Source organism: Bacillus sp. AL-1R, assembly GCF_052180195.1.
GTDB lineage: Bacteria > Bacillota > Bacilli > Bacillales > Bacillaceae_G > Gottfriedia.
The window spans coordinates 3,077,807-3,098,492 of the sequence record NZ_CP197469.1 but is presented as its reverse complement, the minus strand read 5'-3'; the positions used below and the strand labels follow the sequence as shown (position 1 = coordinate 3,098,492).

The 20,686-nt window shown below is 32.8% G+C and carries 25 protein-coding genes; 19 read left to right on the top strand and 6 right to left on the bottom strand.

Features of this window, described 5'->3' with window-relative positions; genetic code table 11:
• The first annotated feature begins 310 nt into the window (after positions 1-310).
• The 3 genes from ACSBO6_RS14940 to ACSBO6_RS14930 all read left to right on the top strand — a co-directional run bounded on the left by ACSBO6_RS14940 (position 311) and on the right by ACSBO6_RS14930 (position 2,556).
• Complete coding sequence (locus ACSBO6_RS14940; RefSeq protein WP_498843589.1) at positions 311-1,450, top strand: RNA-guided endonuclease TnpB family protein; 1,140 nt, start codon at positions 311-313, stop codon at positions 1,448-1,450.
• A gap of 340 nt (positions 1,451-1,790) precedes the next feature.
• Entirely contained in the window at positions 1,791-2,375 is a 585-nt protein-coding gene (locus ACSBO6_RS14935; protein WP_098845053.1) for a hypothetical protein, read from the top strand.
• 16 nt (positions 2,376-2,391) lie between these two features.
• The gene (locus ACSBO6_RS14930) at positions 2,392-2,556 is read left to right on the top strand and encodes a hypothetical protein (RefSeq protein ID WP_180232841.1); all 165 of its coding nucleotides are present in this window, start codon (positions 2,392-2,394) and stop codon (positions 2,554-2,556) included.
• 140 nt (positions 2,557-2,696) lie between these two features.
• Here the strand turns inward: ACSBO6_RS14930 and ACSBO6_RS14925 are convergent, their stop codons facing one another.
• The 4 genes from ACSBO6_RS14925 to ACSBO6_RS14910 all read right to left on the bottom strand — a co-directional run bounded on the left by ACSBO6_RS14925 (position 2,697) and on the right by ACSBO6_RS14910 (position 5,617).
• Positions 2,697-3,359: an amino acid ABC transporter permease gene (locus ACSBO6_RS14925; protein WP_498843588.1), complete on the bottom strand. Its 663-nt coding sequence runs from the start codon at positions 3,357-3,359 to the stop codon at positions 2,697-2,699.
• Between the two features lie 12 nt (positions 3,360-3,371).
• A complete protein-coding gene (locus tag ACSBO6_RS14920) occupies positions 3,372-4,010 on the bottom strand; it encodes an amino acid ABC transporter permease (RefSeq protein ID WP_498843587.1) in 639 nt (212 codons plus the stop codon).
• Positions 4,011-4,075: 65 nt separating this feature from the next.
• Positions 4,076-4,873, bottom strand: coding sequence for a transporter substrate-binding domain-containing protein (locus tag ACSBO6_RS14915; RefSeq protein ID WP_498843586.1), 798 nt, complete (start codon positions 4,871-4,873; stop codon positions 4,076-4,078).
• A gap of 15 nt (positions 4,874-4,888) precedes the next feature.
• A complete protein-coding gene (locus ACSBO6_RS14910) occupies positions 4,889-5,617 on the bottom strand; it encodes an amino acid ABC transporter ATP-binding protein (RefSeq protein WP_098845049.1) in 729 nt (242 codons plus the stop codon).
• Between the two features lie 301 nt (positions 5,618-5,918).
• Here ACSBO6_RS14910 and ACSBO6_RS14905 point away from each other — a divergent pair, with 301 nt between their 5' ends.
• The 3 genes from ACSBO6_RS14905 (at position 5,919) to ACSBO6_RS14895 (ending at position 8,160) form a co-directional block, all read left to right on the top strand.
• On the top strand, positions 5,919-6,374 hold the full coding sequence (locus tag ACSBO6_RS14905; RefSeq protein WP_498843585.1) for a hypothetical protein: 456 nt from the start codon (positions 5,919-5,921) through the stop codon (positions 6,372-6,374).
• 185 nt (positions 6,375-6,559) lie between these two features.
• The gene (locus ACSBO6_RS14900; RefSeq protein ID WP_098845047.1) at positions 6,560-7,549 is read left to right on the top strand and encodes a helix-turn-helix transcriptional regulator; all 990 of its coding nucleotides are present in this window, start codon (positions 6,560-6,562) and stop codon (positions 7,547-7,549) included.
• Between the two features lie 152 nt (positions 7,550-7,701).
• Positions 7,702-8,160 carry a hypothetical protein gene (locus tag ACSBO6_RS14895; RefSeq protein ID WP_498843584.1) on the top strand — a complete coding sequence of 153 codons (459 nt, stop codon included), beginning with the start codon at positions 7,702-7,704 and terminating at the stop codon, positions 8,158-8,160.
• A gap of 93 nt (positions 8,161-8,253) precedes the next feature.
• Here ACSBO6_RS14895 and ACSBO6_RS14890 read toward each other — a convergent pair whose 3' ends face one another.
• On the bottom strand, positions 8,254-10,164 hold the full coding sequence (locus ACSBO6_RS14890; protein WP_498843583.1) for a BglG family transcription antiterminator: 1,911 nt from the start codon (positions 10,162-10,164) through the stop codon (positions 8,254-8,256).
• Positions 10,165-10,399: 235 nt separating this feature from the next.
• On the opposite strand from ACSBO6_RS14890, the gene ACSBO6_RS14885 reads away from it, so the two are divergent.
• From ACSBO6_RS14885 to ACSBO6_RS14855, 7 genes are all read left to right on the top strand, one after another.
• Positions 10,400-10,828: a PTS sugar transporter subunit IIA gene (locus tag ACSBO6_RS14885; RefSeq protein ID WP_098845044.1), complete on the top strand. Its 429-nt coding sequence runs from the start codon at positions 10,400-10,402 to the stop codon at positions 10,826-10,828.
• Between the two features lie 15 nt (positions 10,829-10,843).
• Positions 10,844-11,125 carry a PTS sugar transporter subunit IIB gene (locus ACSBO6_RS14880; RefSeq protein ID WP_098845043.1) on the top strand — a complete coding sequence of 94 codons (282 nt, stop codon included), beginning with the start codon at positions 10,844-10,846 and terminating at the stop codon, positions 11,123-11,125.
• Between the two features lie 4 nt (positions 11,126-11,129).
• Positions 11,130-12,380, top strand: coding sequence for a PTS ascorbate transporter subunit IIC (gene ulaA, locus ACSBO6_RS14875; protein ID WP_498843582.1), 1,251 nt, complete (start codon positions 11,130-11,132; stop codon positions 12,378-12,380).
• 1 nt (position 12,381) lies between these two features.
• A complete protein-coding gene (locus tag ACSBO6_RS14870; protein ID WP_498843581.1) occupies positions 12,382-13,119 on the top strand; it encodes a sugar isomerase domain-containing protein in 738 nt (245 codons plus the stop codon).
• Between the two features lie 331 nt (positions 13,120-13,450).
• The gene (locus tag ACSBO6_RS14865; protein WP_498843580.1) at positions 13,451-13,969 is read left to right on the top strand and encodes a DUF6933 domain-containing protein; all 519 of its coding nucleotides are present in this window, start codon (positions 13,451-13,453) and stop codon (positions 13,967-13,969) included.
• Between the two features lie 86 nt (positions 13,970-14,055).
• Positions 14,056-14,277 (top strand): hypothetical protein, encoded by a 222-nt coding sequence (locus ACSBO6_RS14860; RefSeq protein WP_098845040.1) that lies wholly within the window; start codon positions 14,056-14,058, stop codon positions 14,275-14,277.
• A gap of 258 nt (positions 14,278-14,535) precedes the next feature.
• Positions 14,536-15,090 (top strand): hypothetical protein, encoded by a 555-nt coding sequence (locus ACSBO6_RS14855; RefSeq protein WP_098845039.1) that lies wholly within the window; start codon positions 14,536-14,538, stop codon positions 15,088-15,090.
• 101 nt (positions 15,091-15,191) lie between these two features.
• Here ACSBO6_RS14855 and ACSBO6_RS14850 read toward each other — a convergent pair whose 3' ends face one another.
• Positions 15,192-15,326, bottom strand: coding sequence for a hypothetical protein (locus ACSBO6_RS14850; protein ID WP_286138262.1), 135 nt, complete (start codon positions 15,324-15,326; stop codon positions 15,192-15,194).
• 205 nt (positions 15,327-15,531) lie between these two features.
• Between ACSBO6_RS14850 and ACSBO6_RS14845 the strand changes: the two genes are divergently transcribed.
• The 6 genes from ACSBO6_RS14845 to ACSBO6_RS14820 all read left to right on the top strand — a co-directional run bounded on the left by ACSBO6_RS14845 (position 15,532) and on the right by ACSBO6_RS14820 (position 20,683).
• A complete protein-coding gene (locus ACSBO6_RS14845; protein WP_498843579.1) occupies positions 15,532-16,275 on the top strand; it encodes a metallophosphoesterase family protein in 744 nt (247 codons plus the stop codon).
• A gap of 207 nt (positions 16,276-16,482) precedes the next feature.
• Positions 16,483-16,833, top strand: a complete 351-nt coding sequence (locus tag ACSBO6_RS14840) for a hypothetical protein (RefSeq protein WP_098845037.1) — start codon at positions 16,483-16,485, stop codon at positions 16,831-16,833.
• Positions 16,834-17,198: 365 nt separating this feature from the next.
• Positions 17,199-18,548: an acyclic terpene utilization AtuA family protein gene (locus tag ACSBO6_RS14835; protein ID WP_098845036.1), complete on the top strand. Its 1,350-nt coding sequence runs from the start codon at positions 17,199-17,201 to the stop codon at positions 18,546-18,548.
• A 12-nt stretch (positions 18,549-18,560) separates the two neighbouring features.
• A complete protein-coding gene (locus ACSBO6_RS14830; protein WP_098845035.1) occupies positions 18,561-18,911 on the top strand; it encodes a DUF4387 domain-containing protein in 351 nt (116 codons plus the stop codon).
• Positions 18,886-19,812, top strand: a complete 927-nt coding sequence (rbsK, locus tag ACSBO6_RS14825) for a ribokinase (RefSeq protein ID WP_498843578.1) — start codon at positions 18,886-18,888, stop codon at positions 19,810-19,812. The genes ACSBO6_RS14830 and rbsK overlap by 26 nt, the downstream gene beginning before the upstream one ends.
• Positions 19,781-20,683: an ABC transporter permease gene (locus ACSBO6_RS14820; protein ID WP_098845033.1), complete on the top strand. Its 903-nt coding sequence runs from the start codon at positions 19,781-19,783 to the stop codon at positions 20,681-20,683. The genes rbsK and ACSBO6_RS14820 overlap by 32 nt, the downstream gene beginning before the upstream one ends.
• Positions 20,684-20,686: the final 3 nt, after the last annotated feature.

Below are 20,686 nucleotides of genomic sequence, written 5' to 3'. Positions count from 1 at the left end.
GTAGTGAATTTAATAGAATTTAATATGTTAATATTTTCACAAGTTATTAAATTTTACTTATTATTTAATTACTTACTAAAAAGGAGTGAGACTTTTGAAGAAAAACTGTTATTTTATTCAACTTGAATTAAATTGTAAAAATCATTTGACTCTTGATATAAATGAAGGTAGAGAGATTTTCCACCTATCAGAATAAAATTATGGAAAGAAATGTTTTTGGTCAAGAAGTTTCTGTCTGCTAACAACAGGCTGCAATAGATACCATTAAGAAATACATTGAAAATCTAGGTCAAAAGTGAGGTGGATTGATATGGCAAAGCACAATAAAGCATATAAGTTTCGATTATACCCAACTGACGAACAAGCATTTCTTATGCGAAAAACTTTTGGTTGTGTGAGATTCGTCTACAACATAATGTTGGCAGAACGAAAAGAAACATATGAGAAATTCAAAGATGATCAGGAACAACTTAAGAAAAAAAAGTTTCCAACTCCTGCAAAATACAAAGCAGAATTTGAATGGTTAAAAGAAGTTGATTCTTTAGCCCTGGCAAATGCCCAACTAAATTTACAAACTGCATATAAGAATTTTTTTAGTGGTCACAATGATTTTCCTACATTCAAGAACAAAAAAGGTAGAAATTCATATACAACCAATCTCGTAAACGGAAACATACTGTTATTTGCTCGCCATATCAAATTACCAAAGCTAAAAATGGTACGAATCAGACAACATAGAAAAATCCCACCAGACCATATAATCAAGTCATGCACGATCTCCATGACAACTACTGGTAAATACTATGTTTCTATTTTGACTGAATACGAAAAAGAAATTGTACAAAAAGAAGTGAAAAACGTTATTGGATTAGACTTTGCGATGGCTGAATTATATGTGAGTAGCGAGAATGAGAGAGCCAATTATCCTCGCTACTATCGTGTTATGTCAGAAAAATTAGCAAAAGCACAATGCATTTTGTCTAAGCGTAAAAAAGGTTCTGCACGTTGGAATAAGCAACGTCTAGTAGTGGCTCAGCTTCATGAGAAAGTAGCGAACCAACGCAAAGATTTCCTTCACCATAAGTCAAAAGAATTAGCTTCTAACTTTGATGCAGTCGTGATTGAGGACTTGAACATGAAAGGAATGTCTCAAGCCCTTCACTTTGGTAAAAGCGTTCACGACAATGGGTGGGGTATGTTCACTACTTTCTTAGCTTACAAATTAAAAGAACAAGGAAAACAGCTTGTGAAAATTGATAAGTGGTTTCCTTCCACTAAGAAGTGTTCTTGTTGTGGTTCTGAAAAACTGATGAAACTATCTGAACGCACCTACCATTGTTCATGCGGTTATACGATAGATCGTGACTACAATTCAGCACTCAATATCAAAAATGAAGGCATTTGCCTATTATTAGCACAGAAGCAAAAACTCTTGGAACAAGAGGGTTAGCTCGGTCAGTTTTTGTTGGCTTGTAAAAGCAACAATAAGTCGAGAAGCCCCCACTTCAAGTAGACAGGAAGGTTAACTAGTGGTGGGTAGTTCACAAGACTGGGATGATGATCGAAATCTTGTTTTTGTAAGAATTTATACTTTTGATAGTATAACAGAGAAAAAAATAGATTCATTAATAGAACTTGCCATTAAATCATCTATCACAAGATTAATAAATAACAACTTAATGATGTGGAAGAGAGATGGCTTCTCTGCTATATCCAAGAAGTCTTCGCTATTTTCTTGTAGTTATGTTTCATGGAATACCTACATTACGTAAATGTTCGGGAGAATAATAATGATATTAACAGTCTTAGTTTTAATTTTATTACTAATTCTAGGGAATCTATTATTTAAACTAATCCCCTGGAAGTATATTACTGTACTATTTGGAATTATTGTATTGCTATTAGTAGGTTTTTTCATTGTTGAGCGTACTTCTATTTTAGTAAAAAATAGACTACTAGAAAGTACTTCACTAAAAAATGAAGGAATGAATGAAATTATGATTGATAAACAAGTTACACCTGAACTATTGGTAGATCTAAAAAGTAAATATGGTAGAACAGTTAAACACACAGATATTGTAGTAATACTTCCTATTGAAAATGATAGAAACTATCAATTTAAGAAACTATATATAGGAACTAAAAACAATAAAATTAATAGTATTGTTTCTGAAGATCCTAAACTAAAAACTAATAAAGGGATTGGAAAAGGAGATGATATAGCTACTATTATAGATAAGTACGGTAATAACTACATTCACTCGTTTGAAGAAATTGGAGAAACGATAACGTATCTTGATAAAGAGAGAAATGTTAAAATGACTTTCATTATATATAAAGAGAAAGTATTACAAACTATTCTAACTAAGTATTAAGTCAAGGAGATTTACTATGCCTATTTCAATTATTATTATTTTAATGTTTCTTTTTTCATTATTTTCTTTATTTATTGGTTTAATGAGAAAACAAAAATATATTATAATTATTTCAAGTATACTATTACTTATATCATTAGGATTAGGAGCATTTATAATCGTATTAATTGGAAGAATGTAATTGATGAAATCATTAAAGATATGTAAAATCCTCCTATATATGATTCATTTAAGAGGGGGATTTTTTTATTTCCTTCTATCGAGTGAATTTAATTATTTTTAAATTTTAAAAAATCCGGCCCAATAAATGAACCAGATTTCTCATGACTGCTTTATCTCCAACCTACGCGCAACCAACGACAAAACATAATTCACAATAAAATACATCAATGAAACGATCACCATAACAGGGACCACATAAGATTCCTTCTGCGCATAAATAATCTGTCCATTATGCAATAAATCCGGTAACGCAATAACAACAGCTAAACACGTATCTTTAAGTAAAGAAATAAACTGACTAACAAGCGGCGGAACCATTCGTCTCAATGCTTGGGGCAGAACGATGTGACGCAATGTCTGGATATAATTCAGTCCAGATGCACGTGCTGCTTCGATCTGTCCTTTTTCAATCGAGTTTAAGCCACTTCGAATAATTTCTGATATCATTGCTGATTCAAAAACCGTCAATGCTGCGATTGTGGCTGTGATTATTTTCATTTCAATCCCGATTTCCGGTAGAGCAAAATAAGTAAAGAAAATAATCAGTAACAGAGGCAGATTCCGAATGATCTCAACAATCGCGGTTAGTAATTGAGTCACAACAGGAATCTTCGTATATCTAAGCGTACCAATAAGTCCACCAATAATAAAACTAAGTAAAATTGAAATGGCAGCGACCTTAAGGGTGACCCAAAATCCTTCTAGTAAAAATTTTATATGATCAAGTGTGTATACATCAGCGAACGAATGCAGAAAATCCATCTATGCACCTCCTTAATTACTTCTAGCTAAGCGTTTTTCTAAATACCCCACACCGATACTTAAAGGAATCGTTAAAACTAAGTAAAATAAGGCTACGAAAATATAAGTATCAAATGTTACGTAAGTCATTGCAGAGATTAGGTCGCCTTGATACATTAAATCTCCACCAGCTACGACTGCTAATAAAGATGAGTTTTTTACTAGATTTAGAAATTGGTTGCCAAGGGGAGGGATTACGATTTTGATCGCCTGGGGAAGTATAATTAATCTCATTGCCTGTCCGTAACTTAAACCTGTCGAGCGGGCGGCTTCTATTTGTCCTTTTGGAACAGAGAGGATGCCTGCACGGATTGCTTCGGATATGAAGGCTGCTGTATAGATGGTCAGTCCGATTGTTCCTGCGATCATTCCACTAAAGCTTCCAGCTAAGTAAGTGAAAAACACGATCACGAGTACTGGGATGTTACGGATAAATTCAACATAAACCGAGCCTAACCAGTTAAGTGGTTTAATTGGAGCAATTCGCATAACAGCAATGATGGTTCCTAAAATAAAGCTACATAATAAAGCGATTAAACTAGTTAAAATGGTGACTCGTAATCCTTCTAAAAAATATTCCATATGTTCTGTTAGTATCGAGAAATCAATCAAAGGATTTCCTCCTAATTAGTAGGAAAAGCAGGTCCGTAAAATTACGGACTCTGCAGATCCAATCATTAATTTTTAATCCATTTATTTTTAATTTCATCGTATTTACCTGAATCTTTCAGGCTTTTTAATGCTTTATTTAATGCATCTACAAGCTCCTTATTTCCTTTCTTAACAGCGATTCCATAAGGCTCTTCTGTAAAAGTTCCACCTACTAATTCAAATGTAGGATCTTCTTCTTTCATTCCATAAAGGATTGAATCATCAGTTGTTAAGGCATCACCTTTACCAGCTTTTAAAGCTGTGAAAGCTTCAGCATAGTTTTCGAATTCAAGTACTGTTGTTTCAGGAGCTTTCTGACGAATATTTACAGCAGATGTAGACCCTTTAACAGCAAGTACCTTTGTCCCTTTTTTCAAGTCAGCAAGTCCGTGAACTTTACTGCCTTTTTTCACAAGTAAAGATTGTCCTGCATTAAAGTAAACATCCGTAAAATCTACTTCTTTTTTACGTTCTTCATTAATGGTCATTGTTGCGACTACTGCATCAACTTTACCATTATTTAAGAGACCAACCCTCGTTTTTGACGTAACCTCTATGTACTCAGGTTTAACATCATCACCAAACATTTCTTTAGCAAGTGCTTTGGAAAGGTCAATATCAAATCCTTCTACTTTACCTGTTGATGGGTTTTTCAATCCAAATAAACGAGTGTCATATTTTACACCAAATACGATTTTCTTATCATCCTTAATGCGTGCAAGAGCATCTTTGCTTTTTGAATCATCCTTACTACCACAACCTGCAAGAACTAAGGCGGCTGTAGCTGAAACTAATGCCATTTTCATGAATTTTTTTAGAAACATTCCATTACCTCCCAATTAATGATTTAATATACGACTAAGAAATAAGCGAGCCCGTTCTTCACGTGGGTTCTCATAAAACTCAGCCGGAGTTGCTTCTTCTAATATGCGACCCTCGTCCATAAAGACGATTCGGTCGGCTACCTCTTTGGCAAAGCCCATCTCATGAGTCACGACAACCATCGTCATGCCTTCCTTAGCAAGAGTCTTCATAACATCTAGCACTTCACCAATCATCTCAGGATCAAGTGCTGAGGTAGGTTCATCAAAAAGCATAATATCCGGTTTCATCGCAAGCCCGCGAGCTATTGCTACACGTTGTTGCTGACCACCAGAAAGCTGGGAAGGATACGATTTCGCCTTCTCTAAAATGCCAACCTTCTCAAGAAAATGCTTGGCTATTTCATCAGCCTCTTCTCTAGATTGACCCAGCGCTTTCATAGGAGCTAGCGTAATATTTTCAAGCACAGTTTTGTGCGGATACAAATAAAAATGCTGAAAAACCATTCCAATATTTCGCCTTAACTTATTGAGATCTGTTTTTTTATCCCCAACAGAAATCCCACTAACCGTCAGTGTCCCGTCATTAATCGATTCCAGATGATTGATACAACGCAGCAAAGTACTCTTACCAGAACCAGACGGACCAATGACAACAACAACTTCACCTTTATTAATTGTAAGATTAATATCTTTCAAGACTTGAAAATCGCCATAGAACTTATTTACATGTTTAAATTCAATCATTCCTGACCTCCTGTACAATTTTTTGAATATGTAAAGTGGAGAATTTTGGGAATCAATATTTAATGTGTATGCTTGTTTACATTTTATTATCACGCTAAATTAATATTTAGGCTTTTTGGACGAGGGCTTTTGTACTAAAAACCTATAAGCAAAGATACTATGAAAATAAAGAAGCAGTTCGTAAACTTTCACTAAAAAAATTCAATATTTTATCATAAATAGCATAATATTCTTCCAAATTACTAAGTTAAAATTTTCACATAAAACCAAGAGTTGTTAATTAGAAAAGGAGGATTTATTCATGACACAATATCATTATATTTCTTCACCAATGCGACTGAAAGAAGGTTCCTTTGGTGGCAATCCTATTTCTCCTAATGTTTATGCAAATGAACTAGATTTTACACATTTATATATCGAAAGGAATTATGATCAAGAGGAAAAAAGGATGTTTAGTTTCTCTAAACACTTCCAATATAAGCATCAAGTATGTATGATGTCTCAACAAGTTCTAATGAAAGGAGATAAACGGATTACTCCAGAAGGTGATAAATGTTTAAAGATTTTATATGAATACATTAAAGAAGCTGTTAATGAAAGTGGCGTAATAGAGTTATTTGCTTCATGGAATTCTGAGGAAGACTTACCAATTAGTCAAAAACGCGAAATTACACTAAGTGATATAAAAACTCCGAGGGACTTAATAATAGCCCAAAGGGAGTTTGTTACAATTTATAAGGACTATGCTGATGAATAAAATCAAACTAATAAAAGCTTCTCCATCTTAAAAAGTACCCTTTTGAGTAGACAGTTATTATAAGCTACTCTATAGGGTACTTTTCTAGTAAAAAACCATCATTTTTACTAATTAAATATGTTAAAATTAGATTAAGTTACATATTAAATACATCTTTTGAATTTTACTAATAAACGGAGGAATCCATGGAAAACCGTGAACGTTTTTATAAACTAATGAAACTATTAGAAAGTAAGACAGATATTGATCATGAGTTTACTTTTGATGAGATAAAAAAGAGATTAGCAGCAGGTGAAGAGGACTTTTCGTATAGTAAAAATACGTTTTTAAAAGATATATCGGTATTAGTGGATGTTGGTTTTGATGTAATTGAAAACGCTTCAGATGGTAAGGCAACTACATATAGTCATCAGGAAAGACTATTTGAATTACATGAACTCCGATTATTAGTCGATGCTGTTACAGCTTCAAGATTTTTAAACAAACAAGAAACAAAAAAGATCATAGATAAATTAAAAAAACTTACAAGTGAAAACGAAGCCAAAAAGCTTCACAATGGCATTATCCCAGATACAGCCATTAAAAGTGAAAGCAACCGAATTCACTTCTCAATCGATCAAATTCATCAAGCGATCGCCGAGAAAAAATTACTTACCTTTCAATATGGCCGATATAATTTTAACAAAAAATTTGAATTAAGCCATGATGGAAAAGAATATACAGTAAAGCCACTCGCAGTAATTTGGTCAAATGATTACTATTACTTAATTACAAGAAATTTACCCGATGATCAGCTTAGACATTTCCGCGTAGACCGAATGAGAAAAGTTAAGAAAACGGAAGAGAAATTTCAAGATGAACGCTTTAACGTAGATGAATATTTAAGTACAGTTTTTAATATGTTTGCAGGAGAACCTGATTATGTAAAAATCAAGTTTAAAAAAGGCTTATTAAATGTAGTATTAGACCGATTTGGATTAAAGGCCAATATACAGCAAGTGGATGAGGACCATTTCATTTTAACGACTAAAGCTGCGATTAGTGATGGTTTGATTACTTGGATCTTAACATGGGGAAAGGATGCTCAGGTGATTAGTCCACCTTCAGTAATTGAGAAAGTTCAAGAGCAAATTTTTGAGATGAGTAAATTGTATAGTATGAATTTGCAACAATAAATTTTTACTAAAAAGAGGATCTTTTGGGGGATGCTCTTTTTTTCATTGTAAAACCTTCATATTAAGTTCAAAATTACTTTGATTAATATGAGAATAACTATGTTAGTGTTTTCACAAGAGGAACAATTTTAATTATGATGTGAGGTTTGAAAATGAAGCTAAAGATCGTATTCTTGTCGTTTATTTTAATGGTAGGGGTCGGTTTAATTATCTATTTATTCATTATGTTTTTCCTACCAAACACAGACATAAAAAGCAAAATAGAGGTAAATGAAATAAGTAAAAAATTAAATAGTAACCAAACTATACTTATTCCATCAGGATTTGGAGTGGAAAATGTATATCTAGTAGACGATGGAGTTCTTTCTCCACATATAGATGTGCAGCTTTCACATGATATAAAAGTAAGTATTTATTCATCAAGTGACATAGATTACGAAGGAGGCAGGAAGGCAAGAAATAGAATAGTAAACAATCTTAACATTAGAGAATATCAAACGAAAGATCATAGAGTAATCTATCTTTTTAAGGATGGTAAACTTAATTATTTGTATGAGTTTGATGAAACTTATAGGAAAAGGATTGATGAGTATTTATTAAAAGAAATTTAAATAATTTACTTTGTAGTGAAGCATTTAACAAAATAGGATAGACGTAAGACGGAATGGGAGTCAAAAGGTTAGCTTTTAACCTTTCAACTCTCCTTATGCAAATTGAAAAAGAAACTCTTCAAAAGTTTTTGCCGACATAATTTTCTTTTCAACTTTTGGATAACTCATTACTTCATATAATTTTTCAAAAAATAGCTCAAATCCCTTTTTGTCACTTTCTGCAATTGCTAATAAAAAAACAATATTTACATAATTTCCTTCGCTCCATTGGATTGGTTCTTCTGAAATATAAACTGCAATCTTTGATTCTGTTATATTTTCAACCATCGCATGGGGAATGGCTATGGATGAAGTAATATTAGTTGGCGACAATTTCTCTCGTTGCATTACTTTTTGATAAAATTGATTTGACACAAATCCCTTATTTTCCAACTCTTGGCTAAGATACTTTAAGCATTCACTTTGTTTAATTTTCCTATTACCAACAAAAAACAGAGAGGAATCAAAGAACTTAATCAATTCGCTACTACGATTATCGTTGCTAAGCATTTTTTTTATCACTTCAATCCCTTTTTTTAACGACAGAAAGTCCACCTCTACAACCGGAACTTTTGCATTGGAAATTGGAATGGTGGAAACGATAAAATCGGCTTGTTGTTCTCCTTTTAATTGAAATACAGCATAAGAAACTGTATCAATAATCTCCACTCGATCTCTAAATTCCTTATAAAGAATGGTTTCTACTAATCTGCTTGTAGATGTGCCTTGTCCACAAACCAAAAGAATTTTCTTCTTTTTGACGATGGTTTCTTTGTTTCGCTCTAAAGAAGAAGCGATATGTAGAGCAACATAACCAATTTCGTCTTCATTTAAATTATATTTATGAAATACATGTGTTTTTTCCATGGCCAAAAGTGTTAATTGAAAAGCGTAGGGATATGCTTGCTTAATAGTATCCAATAAAGGATTGTTCTTCTCTTTTAAAATTTCTTTTACTGGTAGATAAGTAGAAAAGTGCTGGAACAAATCTTTTTTTAATACAGGATCATTTCTTAAGTCAACATCAAAAATTTGAAAAATATTATCCACTATTTGTTCTACTAATACTTCTATTTCTTCAATGACTTCATCCGTAAATATGTTTTGAGGAATATTGGAGATAAAGTGAAGATAGATCCAACGTCTTTCACCTAAAGGAAACGTAAGATGAAATCGTTCTTCCAGATAATTTATTAACTGCTCCATTGCATCTTGGAAATTCATATCCATTAGAATAGTAGGAGGAATATTTTCAGTTAGAGCACAATCATTTTGCATTCTCGTAATACTAATTGCTAAATGAATAATAAAATTTTTTCTATGAAAATCAGAAATTAGAAAAATATCTGGTGGGAAAAACTTCATTGTAACTTGTGCTATTTCATCCAATTCGAGATTTTTAAATAACTTTTGCTCAGATGGTGTAAAAGATGTAATGTAATTAGTTGAATTTTTGTTGATTAATTGCTCTGAAATACAACTTCGGATGTTCTTTTCATCTCCAAAAATTTTATAGCCGATATTTGTCTTTGCTTTAATTGTTAAATTGTATTTTTTAAGTAAACCTTTAATTTGCCGCATATAGCCAAGCAAGGTTGTCCGACCAACAAATAGGGTGTCACAAAGTTCATCCAACGAAAGATAATCCTCACTAAAAAGCAGTAATGTTAACAGTTCTTTTATACGCTCTTCAGAAGTTTCTAAATGATTGTACGCATGGTGGCTTTCTGTAGTGATTCTATTATGAATTTCTGAAAGTATTTCTTTTTTTTGCAAACTGTATCCTTGTCCACGAACCAAAATAATTTGCCCATGATATTTTTTCAATTCTTCGTTCAGTTCATTTATATCATTACGAATCGTTCGGCTAGAAACATTGAAAAGTTCAGCCAATTCACTTTGCGGTACAAAAGATTTTGTATATAAAAGGGTAAATATTTTATTTAATCGATTATAAGAAAACATAGGAGACCCCCTTAAATAGCCTTATTTTAATTTTAAAGAAAAATATCATCATTTACAATGGATGGTAGTTCAGCTTATTTCCATAAAAAAGTGGCAATAACCGAACGGAATTGTTCATTTTTTTCCGGTATAAAGCTGGAAATGAGAGATGTATAAAAAAATGTTTTGTTATTTTATATTAAAAGTAGGTTGAAAACAAAAATGAAAGCGTTAGTGAATTGAGGGGAAATACGTGATGAAAGAAAAAAAATATTTACCGTCAGAATACATTGATGTAATTGATAAAGTAGTTGACTGGAAAACAGCTGTGGAAATTGCTAGCCAGCCATTGCTGAAAGATCATCTTATTACTGAGCAATACGTTCAGAATATGATACAAAGTGTGGAAGACAATGGACCTTATATGGTTTTAGCTGATTATTTCGCACTTATGCATGCAAGGCCTGGTGAAGGTGTTAACGAGCAAAGTATGAGTATGTTGGTTACAAAGGAGCCAGTTGACTTAGAAGGAAAGAAAGTAAAAATTTTCTTCGTTCTGGCTGCTGAAGATAACAACTCACATTTAGCAAGTCTTTCACACATTATGGAAATTTTTCTAGATACAGACAAATATCAGATCGTTCTTTCTGGAGACAAAGAAGCAATTATACAACTTTTTAACTAAATGGAGGTAAGGAAAATGAAAATTTTAGCAGTGTGTGGATTTGGTGTTGGCAGTTCAATGGTTTTAAAAATGACTTTAGACAAAGTTGCACGTGAGCTTGGCATTAAGGCTGATGTAGAAAACACAGATATTTCATCAGCAAAAGCAATGCAAGCAGATGTGATTTTTACAAGCAATGAGCTTTCAGCTGAGTTGAAATCTTCAGTAAAAGTACCTGTTTATGCAGTGAAGAAGTACATGGATGCAAATGAAGTTAAAGAAAAAATGCAAGACTATTTAGCAACAATAGGAGGTTAAGAATATGAATTTTATTACAGATCATATTTTAAGAAATCCGCCTGTGTTACTTGGACTAATTGCTATGCTTGGTTTGATTATCCAAAGAAAGTCTGTATCTGACATTATCAAAGGCTCTTTATCAGCAGCATTCGGTATGGTAATTTTAGATGCCGGTGTAGGAATGTTAGTAGGTACAATCGCGCCTTTAAACGCGGCTGTACAATCTGAATTAGGTGTTAAAGTAGCAGAAGGTTTATCAGATGTAACTTTTACTGCTGAGCATGGTGGCGATATTGGTTTAGCGATGTTTATCGGTCTTATTATTCATTTAGCGATCGCGCGTTTCACACCAGTAAAGACAATTTTCTTAACTGGTCACATGTTATGGTGGTTCCCCTTCATCTTTATTGCAGCAGGAGTGGAAGCTGGTTTAGAAGGTGGCATCTTAATCGGTCTAGGTGCTGTATTCTCAGCGATTTACTGGTCATTTATGCCTTGGATTATGCGTAAATATGTTTGGGATGTAATCGGTGATGATAGCTTCTTAATTGGTCACCCAACAGGAATTTTATCGCTTATTTCAGGATTCGTTGCAAAACGTGTTGGAAACAAAGAAAAATCAACTGAGGATTTAAATATTCCTGAAGGACTTGGCTTCTTCCGTGAAATCTCAATTACAGGTGCGTTAGTAATGCTTGTAATGAACATTGTTGTTGGCATAATTGCTCCTTCTCTAGTGTCAGAGAATGGTAGTTTAGTAATGTTCGCTTTCAATGCGGCATTGAAATTCGGTGCAGGTTTATTAATCATGCTTTATGGTGTTCGCTTATTGATCAACCAAATTATTCCTTCTTTCCAAGGAATTGCAGAAAAGTTAGTTCCTGGTTCAAAGCCAGCATTTGATATTCCGATTTTATTTAACTACCGCCCAAACGCAGTTATTATCGGATTTATTGTAGCAATGATTACATCAACTGTCCTTGTTATCATTGCAAATACATTTAATATATTTGGTGTGCTATTAGTACCACTTGTAATAACAAGCTTCTTCGAGTGTGGTGGAGCTGCGGTTATCGGTGAGGGACAAGGTGGGGTCCGAGGTGCGATCATCGGTACCATTACTGCTTCTTTTGTAATGGTTGCCTTACTAGGATTTTCAGCAGTGCTATTTAGCGAAACAATTACAAACTGGCTACTAATCTTCGGTGGAAATGACTTATCCCTATGGGGAATCATCAGTCGTGGAATTGCAAGTCTCTTCGGAGGGTTATAATATGTACCAATATGTTGAAAAAGTTCAAACGATCTTAACTGAGGTTTTTACAAAAGAAACAGAGAATATTGAAGCAAGTATTGCATTATTAACAGAAGCAAATTTAAAAAAGAACTCTGTATTTGTTTTCGGTGCTAGTCATGCAGGCATTCTTACGGAAGAACTGTTTTACAGGGCTGGCGGAATGATGACGATTAACCCAATTTTTGCTCGTGAATGTATGTTAGACCGTTCACCAATTACCTTTACCTCTCAAATGGAGCGTCTAGAAGGCTATGGAACGGTTGTAGGTAAAAATGTTCCTTTTAAACAAGATGATATACTTATTTTACATTCTGTTTCCGGCAGAAATCCAATTATCATTGACTTGGCATTTCACGCAAAAAGTCGGGGTGTAAAGATTATTGCACTAACAAATGTAAAATACTCTAAGTCAGCAAAAAGTCGTCACTCAAGTAGAAAATGTCTGTATGAGCTAGCAGATATTGTAATCGATAATCACGGTCATATCGGTGACGCATGTTGTGATATTCAAGGTATTGAGCAAAAAGTTGGAGCTACTTCAACTGTTGTTGGTGCAACTGTGTTAAATACCATTATTGTGGAAACTTGCCAAAGATTAGTAGAAAATGGTATCAAAACACCACCAATTTTCTACTCAGCTAACTTAGATGGCGGAGATGAATTAAATCAGAATTTAATTAAACAGTATTCAGAAGCGATTCATTATAAATTCTAACATAAGCTAGGTCGATAGGGTAAAAATACTCTGTTGGCCTAGCTTAATTGCAATTTATGAATATATCATAAATAAAGCGGTCTTCCTAAATATACGTTATTTAAAATTAAAGAACGTAGACTAAAAAGGAGTTCTTTTATGTAATTAGAACAAAGAGACTCGGCGGAAAATCCTCGATAAAGGTGCAACCATACAATAATCTTTTGTTTATTATGTAATTGAAGTTGTGTTTATTTTAGTAAAATGATGACAAATATATTTTATATACTAGATTTAGTTTGATGCAATGTTAGAATATAAATAAAAATATTGAATAATGAGGACCATAGGGATGTACATTCAACTAACAAAAAAACTTTCAGATGAAATGAAAATCAAAATAGAAAAACCAGATTTATCAAACGAGAATCAACTGTTTTGCTGGCACGCTAATATCTTTAAAATTGGCCGTAAAAAATGCGTATTAGTCATGAATAACGTAACTAGATATTGTTTTGTGATGTATGGTCTTCTAAAAAAGGATTTTACGAATTTTGAAGAGGTAATGCAGAGGAATATTGTGACAAATTTTCTGGCAAACGAGTATGATATCGAGAAAGTTGATCAATATATGGAACACCTTGGTGAAGTTCAATACAGTGCAACAAGTGATCGAAGTATTATTTCACAGATGAATGATATGATTTATCTTGCTGAATCTTATGTTTACCACAGGGTAGAGTTAGATGAAATAATTAGTTTGCTTCACTTAAATCTTCATCTTAATGACATGCCTTTATACAAGTTACGTTCTTCTCCGAAAAGATTGATGAGAGGAGCATTGGATGAATTTTTTCATCAAATGAAGTGATCTAAAGTACCTTTAAATTCAATTGAAATTTCTCATTTGGAAATCAATCATTATTAATCTTAATCTTAAATTACCTTGAAGAAATTATGACTTCAATTGCAACCAATATTCACCAAATTAGTCAAGTAAGAGCTAAATCAACGATGTTAAAGAATGCTATTCAATATAAGTTTTTCAATGGAGAAGCTATTCCACATTCCACATTAAATCTAATTGAATCAATAGAAGACGGAAAAAAACAGGAAATAGTTATAGGGGAAATAATGAGTATTAATGATGGACGATCCAAAAAATATTTCGAAACTTAATTCTTATTTACAGAGATGTATTTTATAAAATAGGAACCAAATTAGGTTCCTATTTTTATTGTTTGTTTGTTCATCATACGGTGGTATATATATTTAATTCCTCATCATTAGAATGTTTTTACCTTTTTTGTAAAATAAGATGACTTTATTTTGTCAAAAAAATTTCAACTATTTATCACATATAGAACATTTTCCACAAGAATAGTAGGGTAAAGTTTTTAAAAGTATTTCATGTCTAGAAATAAGGAGGGGTTTGAAATGTATACAAAACAATCTATTCATAAACTTATAATATTGTTATTATCATTCAATATTTTAGTAGGATGTACACCGAATAAGCAGAATATCATTAAAACATCTAAAATAGAGTCAACTAAAATGACAAATGATAATTCAAAGTCAAATAGTATGAAATCCAATATTGTAACTGCAGCTGTTGCTGAGGCAGAACAAGTACCGAAGCTCTACTTTAAATTTTTAAACGAGAAAAAATACGACGATGCAATAAAATTACTTGGTCCAACTATTGCATTTTATGGTGACTCTTCTTCAAGAAAGTATCTTGAAAACTTAAAACACACGACATTTCTGGAATTTAAGGATATTACAAGTTCAGACAAATTTAGATTAAGTCCAATTCAAGAAGAATATTATGCAGTTAAAGCATATTATGCAAAAATAAATAATGAAGTAAGTGATCCTGAATTAGTGCCTATGATCATTGGAATCAATTATAGACTAATGATTGTAATAAAAGAGACTAAAAATAGTCAATGTTTATTAGATTCAGATGAAACAATCGATCCGCTTTGAAGTTAAAAGTATAATTAAATAATTACTTTAGGCATTCACTAAAGTGAGTGTTATTTTTTTACAAATTAAAAAAGAGCACCTAGAAAGCGCTCTTAGAAAACTCACTTCTTACAATCATAAGCAACTAAAGTAATATCCAATTCTTCTTCTAAATTCTCAATCTTACTCTTCGCATCACTAGTTAAATCTGCAATAAAAAAGTCACTATTTTTTAAATCGTTATTCTCATTACTCATTCTAAAATCCCCTTTACCAAAATTTTACCTTTTCATTATTCCCTGTGATAAATAAACTATCCTAATTATAATTGGACAATTAAATAAAATTTTATTACGTAAAAAATCAATAAGACGAACATCTTACTTTAGTTATTTGTTAAACTATTTATATTATTCAAACAATTTAGTGGTAAATAATAGGTTAACAGAAAGGGTTGGATATATGGATAAGGATACAGTTTTTGCGATTGGAGATATACATGGTAGCATTAATGAATTAGAAAAATTACTTAAAAAATGGAATCCTGATAATGAAAGGCTGGTACTACTAGGAGATTTAGTTGATCGTGGTGAGAATCCATACGAGGTTTTGATAAGAGCGCAGCAATTAGAAAAAGAATACGGAGCAGTTGTTATATTAGGAAACCATGAGCAAATGTTATTGGACTGGCTTGAGCAACCTGAGTTTAAACAAGCGTATTATTATGGACAAGGTGGTTTAGAAACGATTAATTCATTTTTTAAATTTGACATTACAAATAAAAGAGGCCCTAATGAAGTAGCACAATTAATGAAGGAACAATTTGAATCGGAATTACAATTTATTAAATCAAGACCTTTGTATTTTGAATGGGAAAATTATGTATTCGTTCACGCCGGGGTTGATCTTAATCTTGAAGATTGGAAAGAAACAACAGACAAGGAATTTTACTGGATTCGTGATGAGTTCCATTACGGAAAAAATGAGACCAATAAAACATTTATTTTCGGCCATACTCCAACATCAATCCTTTATAAGACTGAAGGGAAATTTGATATTTGGTATTCACCTTGTAAAACGAAGATCTGTATAGATGGGGCCGCTGCATATGGTGGGATTTTACATGGGATTAAGGTTAATAAAGATGGCATTATGTCAACCTATTCAATTCCTTCTAAGACACAGTCTACTAAGTATGAGATTTAATTGAAGAGCTTCGTAATGATAAATTATTAGGTACTATTATATGTTTTTGGACTATTATGATAAAATTAATTGAGTTCAAGTTCATTTTGAGGTAAATGATCATTTGAATAGGAAGAAGAGCGATCTATATCAGCTCTGACCTTTAATATTTCAGAGGTTGACTTTCCGACTACATTAGAAGCCATCGTGGCTAAGGAGGAATTGAAGATGACTAAACTAGACCTACTGAAAGATTTTATTGTTAACAAAGAATTAGACATCGATGTATCTAAGCCTAATAAGGAATTTACAAATTTTTCATATAATGGATTTGATGCAGGCACAGTCTATCAAAATGACACTTACAGAATTTCTGTATCTCGTGGAACAAAGGTAGAACGACTATTCCGTAAACGTAAATACAAAATGAAAGTTTCTAAAGACAATAACAACAATCTCGTAGCAATCTTTGAACTAGGAAGTGATGTTGATTTTGTACAAGTTAAAACGTTGCTTCTAAATATGGATAAATTAGCTAACAATGGACTTCGTGAAGAATTGAGCCGTGCAGTAAATTAATTTCATTTTATAATGAAAATGGTATGGCTTCTAAAAAGTTATCTAACAGTGTATGTTGGTTAAATAATATGATTGAACCCACCAAATAGATGGTGGGTTTTGTTTTGTCTGAGCAACTATATTTTCAAAAAGAGCCGCGATTAAATAAAGAAATTGGATCAATAAGCTGGTTATTATAATCAGTTTATTCTAAAAAATTTAAAAATAATTATTGACGTATGAGTATTTCGTTATTATGATTAACATATGTAACCGGTTACATATCAATGGAGATAAAATGCTATTGTAGAGTAGCTTTTATTTTTTAAGGAGTATGTAACCGGTTACACATAAACAAAAATTGACTAAGTTAGAAGGTAGAAATGATGTCAGAAGAAATTAAAATCTTGTCCCCATGTGGGATGCTTGGGTATGGATTTCCTGCCGCTTCATTTTTAAATGGACTAAAAGATAAAATACATGGAATTGTCGTTGATGCTGGATCTACGGATGCCGGCCCTCATAAATTAGGTGCAGGTGTTTCGATTGTTAGTGAGCGGGCGTTAATGAAAGATTTAGACTTAATCATAACGAATGGTGTTCCAAGAAAAATCCCAATTATTATAGGTTCTGCTGGTGGAGCGGGAGCGCGACCTCATTTAGAATCAACGATTGCAATTATAAAAAAGATATTAAAAGAAAAAGAATTAAGTGCTAAGGTTGCAGTGATTTGGGCTGATTTTACACAAGAGGAAATTATTGAAGCAAATCGTGCGCATAAAATAAAACCTTTAAGTCAGAATATTCCTGAATTAGAGGAAGAGACAATCAAGGAAACGATTCGAATTGTTGCCCAAATGGGTCATGAACCAATATTAGAAGCTTTAGAGAATGATAGTGATATTATCATTTGCGGACGAGCTTATGATCCATCACCATTTGCAGCGATTGGAATTTATCATCAAAAAGATCCTGGCCTAGCTTATCATTTAGGCAAAATTTTAGAATGTGGTGCACTGTGCGCAGAACCTGGAACTACAAAAGATAGTATTTTAGGCGTTTTAAAAGATAAGTCCTTTACAGTTGAATCATTAAATCCATTACGAAAGTGTACCCCTATTAGTGTAGCAGCACATACGTTTTATGAAAAAGAGCATCCATACTTACTACACGGACCTGGATTTAAATTAGATTTAAGTGACTGTGAGTTTCATGATGTTGGAAATGGTATTGTTGAAGTTTCGAAAAGCCGATTTATTCCTGAAGATACGACATTTATTAAACTTGAAGGTGCAAAAAAGGCTGCCTATCGAACATTTGTAATAGCAGGCATCAGGGATCCAATTTTAATCGAAAACATTCATGAGATAGAGGATCGTGTAAAGGAACAAGTTTTTGAATACTATCCAGAAATTGACCGAAACGATTACAAAATTAACTTTTTAAATTATGGAATGAATGCAGTTCTTGGCTCGAAAGAAATCGAGTCATTTAATGGCCATGAAATTGGTGTTTTATTTGAGGTTATTGCCAAGACTCAAGAACTAGCAAATAGTATATGTGCAACAGTCAGATCAACTTTTTTACACTTTGGTTATGAAAAACGTAAGTCTACTGCAGGGAATCTAGCATTCCCATTTGCACCAAGTGATGTTGAATTTGGAGCGGTATACGAGTTCTCTATTTATCATTTAATGGAAATTAATCATAATCCGTTTCGAGTCGAGTACTTGTAGGAGGGCAAAGTAATGGCTACATTATTTGATTTAGCAAAAGTACTTAGAAGTAAAAATTCAGGTCCATATGAATTAACGTTAGATATTTTATTTGATTCAGAACATGTATACCAGATGGTGAAAAACTCTGGAAAGATTACAAAACAGACAATTTGTCACTTATATAATTTACGAGAAGAACAGATTCACCATTTTGTTTTCTTTGATCAAGCTTTGGGAATCAAAATTACGATTGAAAGAGATGTCTCTTCAGGTAGTGTGGGAGACAGAGATGTATATGGTGCGCAACAACATGCACCGCTTATGAAGATTACTTTTGATGAGGCGGAGATAACTAGTGAGGAAGATTGCAGTTGTAGGTAGTATTAATATCGACTATTTTATTGAAGCAGAAAAATTACCGGAAATCGGTGAAACACTATTAGGAAATCAATTCTTTTTATCGGTAGGAGGTAAAGGGTCTAACCAGGCTGTAGCTGCTTCTCGTTTAGGTGCTCAAGTAGCTTTATTTGGCTCAGTTGGTAGTGATGAGATTGGCGAAATCTTTATCGAAAATATGAAGAATGAAACAGTAGATCTAAAGAATTTAAATCTAGTAGAAGAAAGCCATACGGGTGTTGCATTTATCGAAATTTGTAATAGTGAGAATAGAATTCTAGTTGTTCCTGGAGCGAATGAATATACAAATGTTAACTATATTACTAGAGTGTTAGACGAATTGCTCACGTATGATATTGTATTATTCCAAATGGAAACACCAATTGAGTTGATGGAGTATTTAATTCCTTTACTACATGAAAAAGGAAAAATCATAATTGTTAATCCTGCTCCTGCCCAAAAAATTAAAAAACATTTAGTAGAACAGATCACCTATATCACACCAAATGAACACGAATATGAAATTGTTTTTGATAGCAAACAGCCAATGGAAGAGATCCTTAAGGACTATCCAAATCAATTAATAATTACATGTGGAACAAATGGTGTTGTTTATTATGATGGACAAGAAATTATTCGCATACCAGTTATTAAGGTAGAACCAGTCGATACAACTGGTGCAGGAGATTCTTTTTCTGGAGGCTTTGCTGTAGCGATCGCAGAAGGCAAAAATCTTTATGACAGTATCTGTTTCGGAACGATTGTAGCTGGTTTATCTGTTACAAAAAAAGGTGCTCAAACCGGTATGCCATATCGAAATGAAGTAGACCTTTTATGGAAAGAGGAGTTGAAACATGAAGGCAAAGACCACGTTATCGAAAATTAAAAAAGATTGGGTCATTTATTTAATGCTTCTTCCAGCAATAGTGTATTTCTTTATTTTTAATGTAATACCTTTGCTAGGAATGAAGCTTGCCTTTCAGGACTATCGGATTATTGGTGATAATGTGTGGGTTGGGATGAAGCACTTTAAAGTTTTGTTTAGCTCGCCGGCTTTCCTTGATGTTTTAAAAAACACGGTGATGATCAGTACAATGAAAATCATCTTTATTTTTCCGATTCCTATTATATTATCACTTTTAATTAATGAAGTTCGAACAGGGCCTTTTAGAAAGTATGTTCAATCAGTTGTTTATTTACCTCACTTTCTATCATGGGTTGTCATTGCCGGTATTTGGATTAGTTTATTAAATCCGCAAGATGGAGGCGTAAATGTAATTCGTCACTTTTTTCATCTACCATCGGTTGATTTTATGACTAGTAAGGACCATATACGTTGGGTTTTAGTTTTTTCAGAAATGTGGCGTTCATCTGGATGGGATTCGATTCTTTACTTAGCTGCAATTATGAAAATCAGTCCATCTCTTTATGAGGCTGCAAGAATGGATGGCGCATCTAGTTTACAACAAATGAGATATATTACTTTACCAGAATTAACAAGTACAATCGTTACTGTTTTTATCTTAAATTTAGGCTTCTTTTTAAACGCTGGATTCGATCAAGTGTTTAACTTAATTAATGACTCTGTTATTAGTAAAGTTGATATTTTAGATACTTATGTGTACAGAATTGGTATTTTAAATGCTCAATACTCCTATGCAACAGCAGCTAGTTTATTTAAAGGTGTAATTGGCGTAGTTTTAATTCTTGGAACACACTTTATCTCAAAAAGGATTTCAGGTAAAGGTGTTTGGTAATAG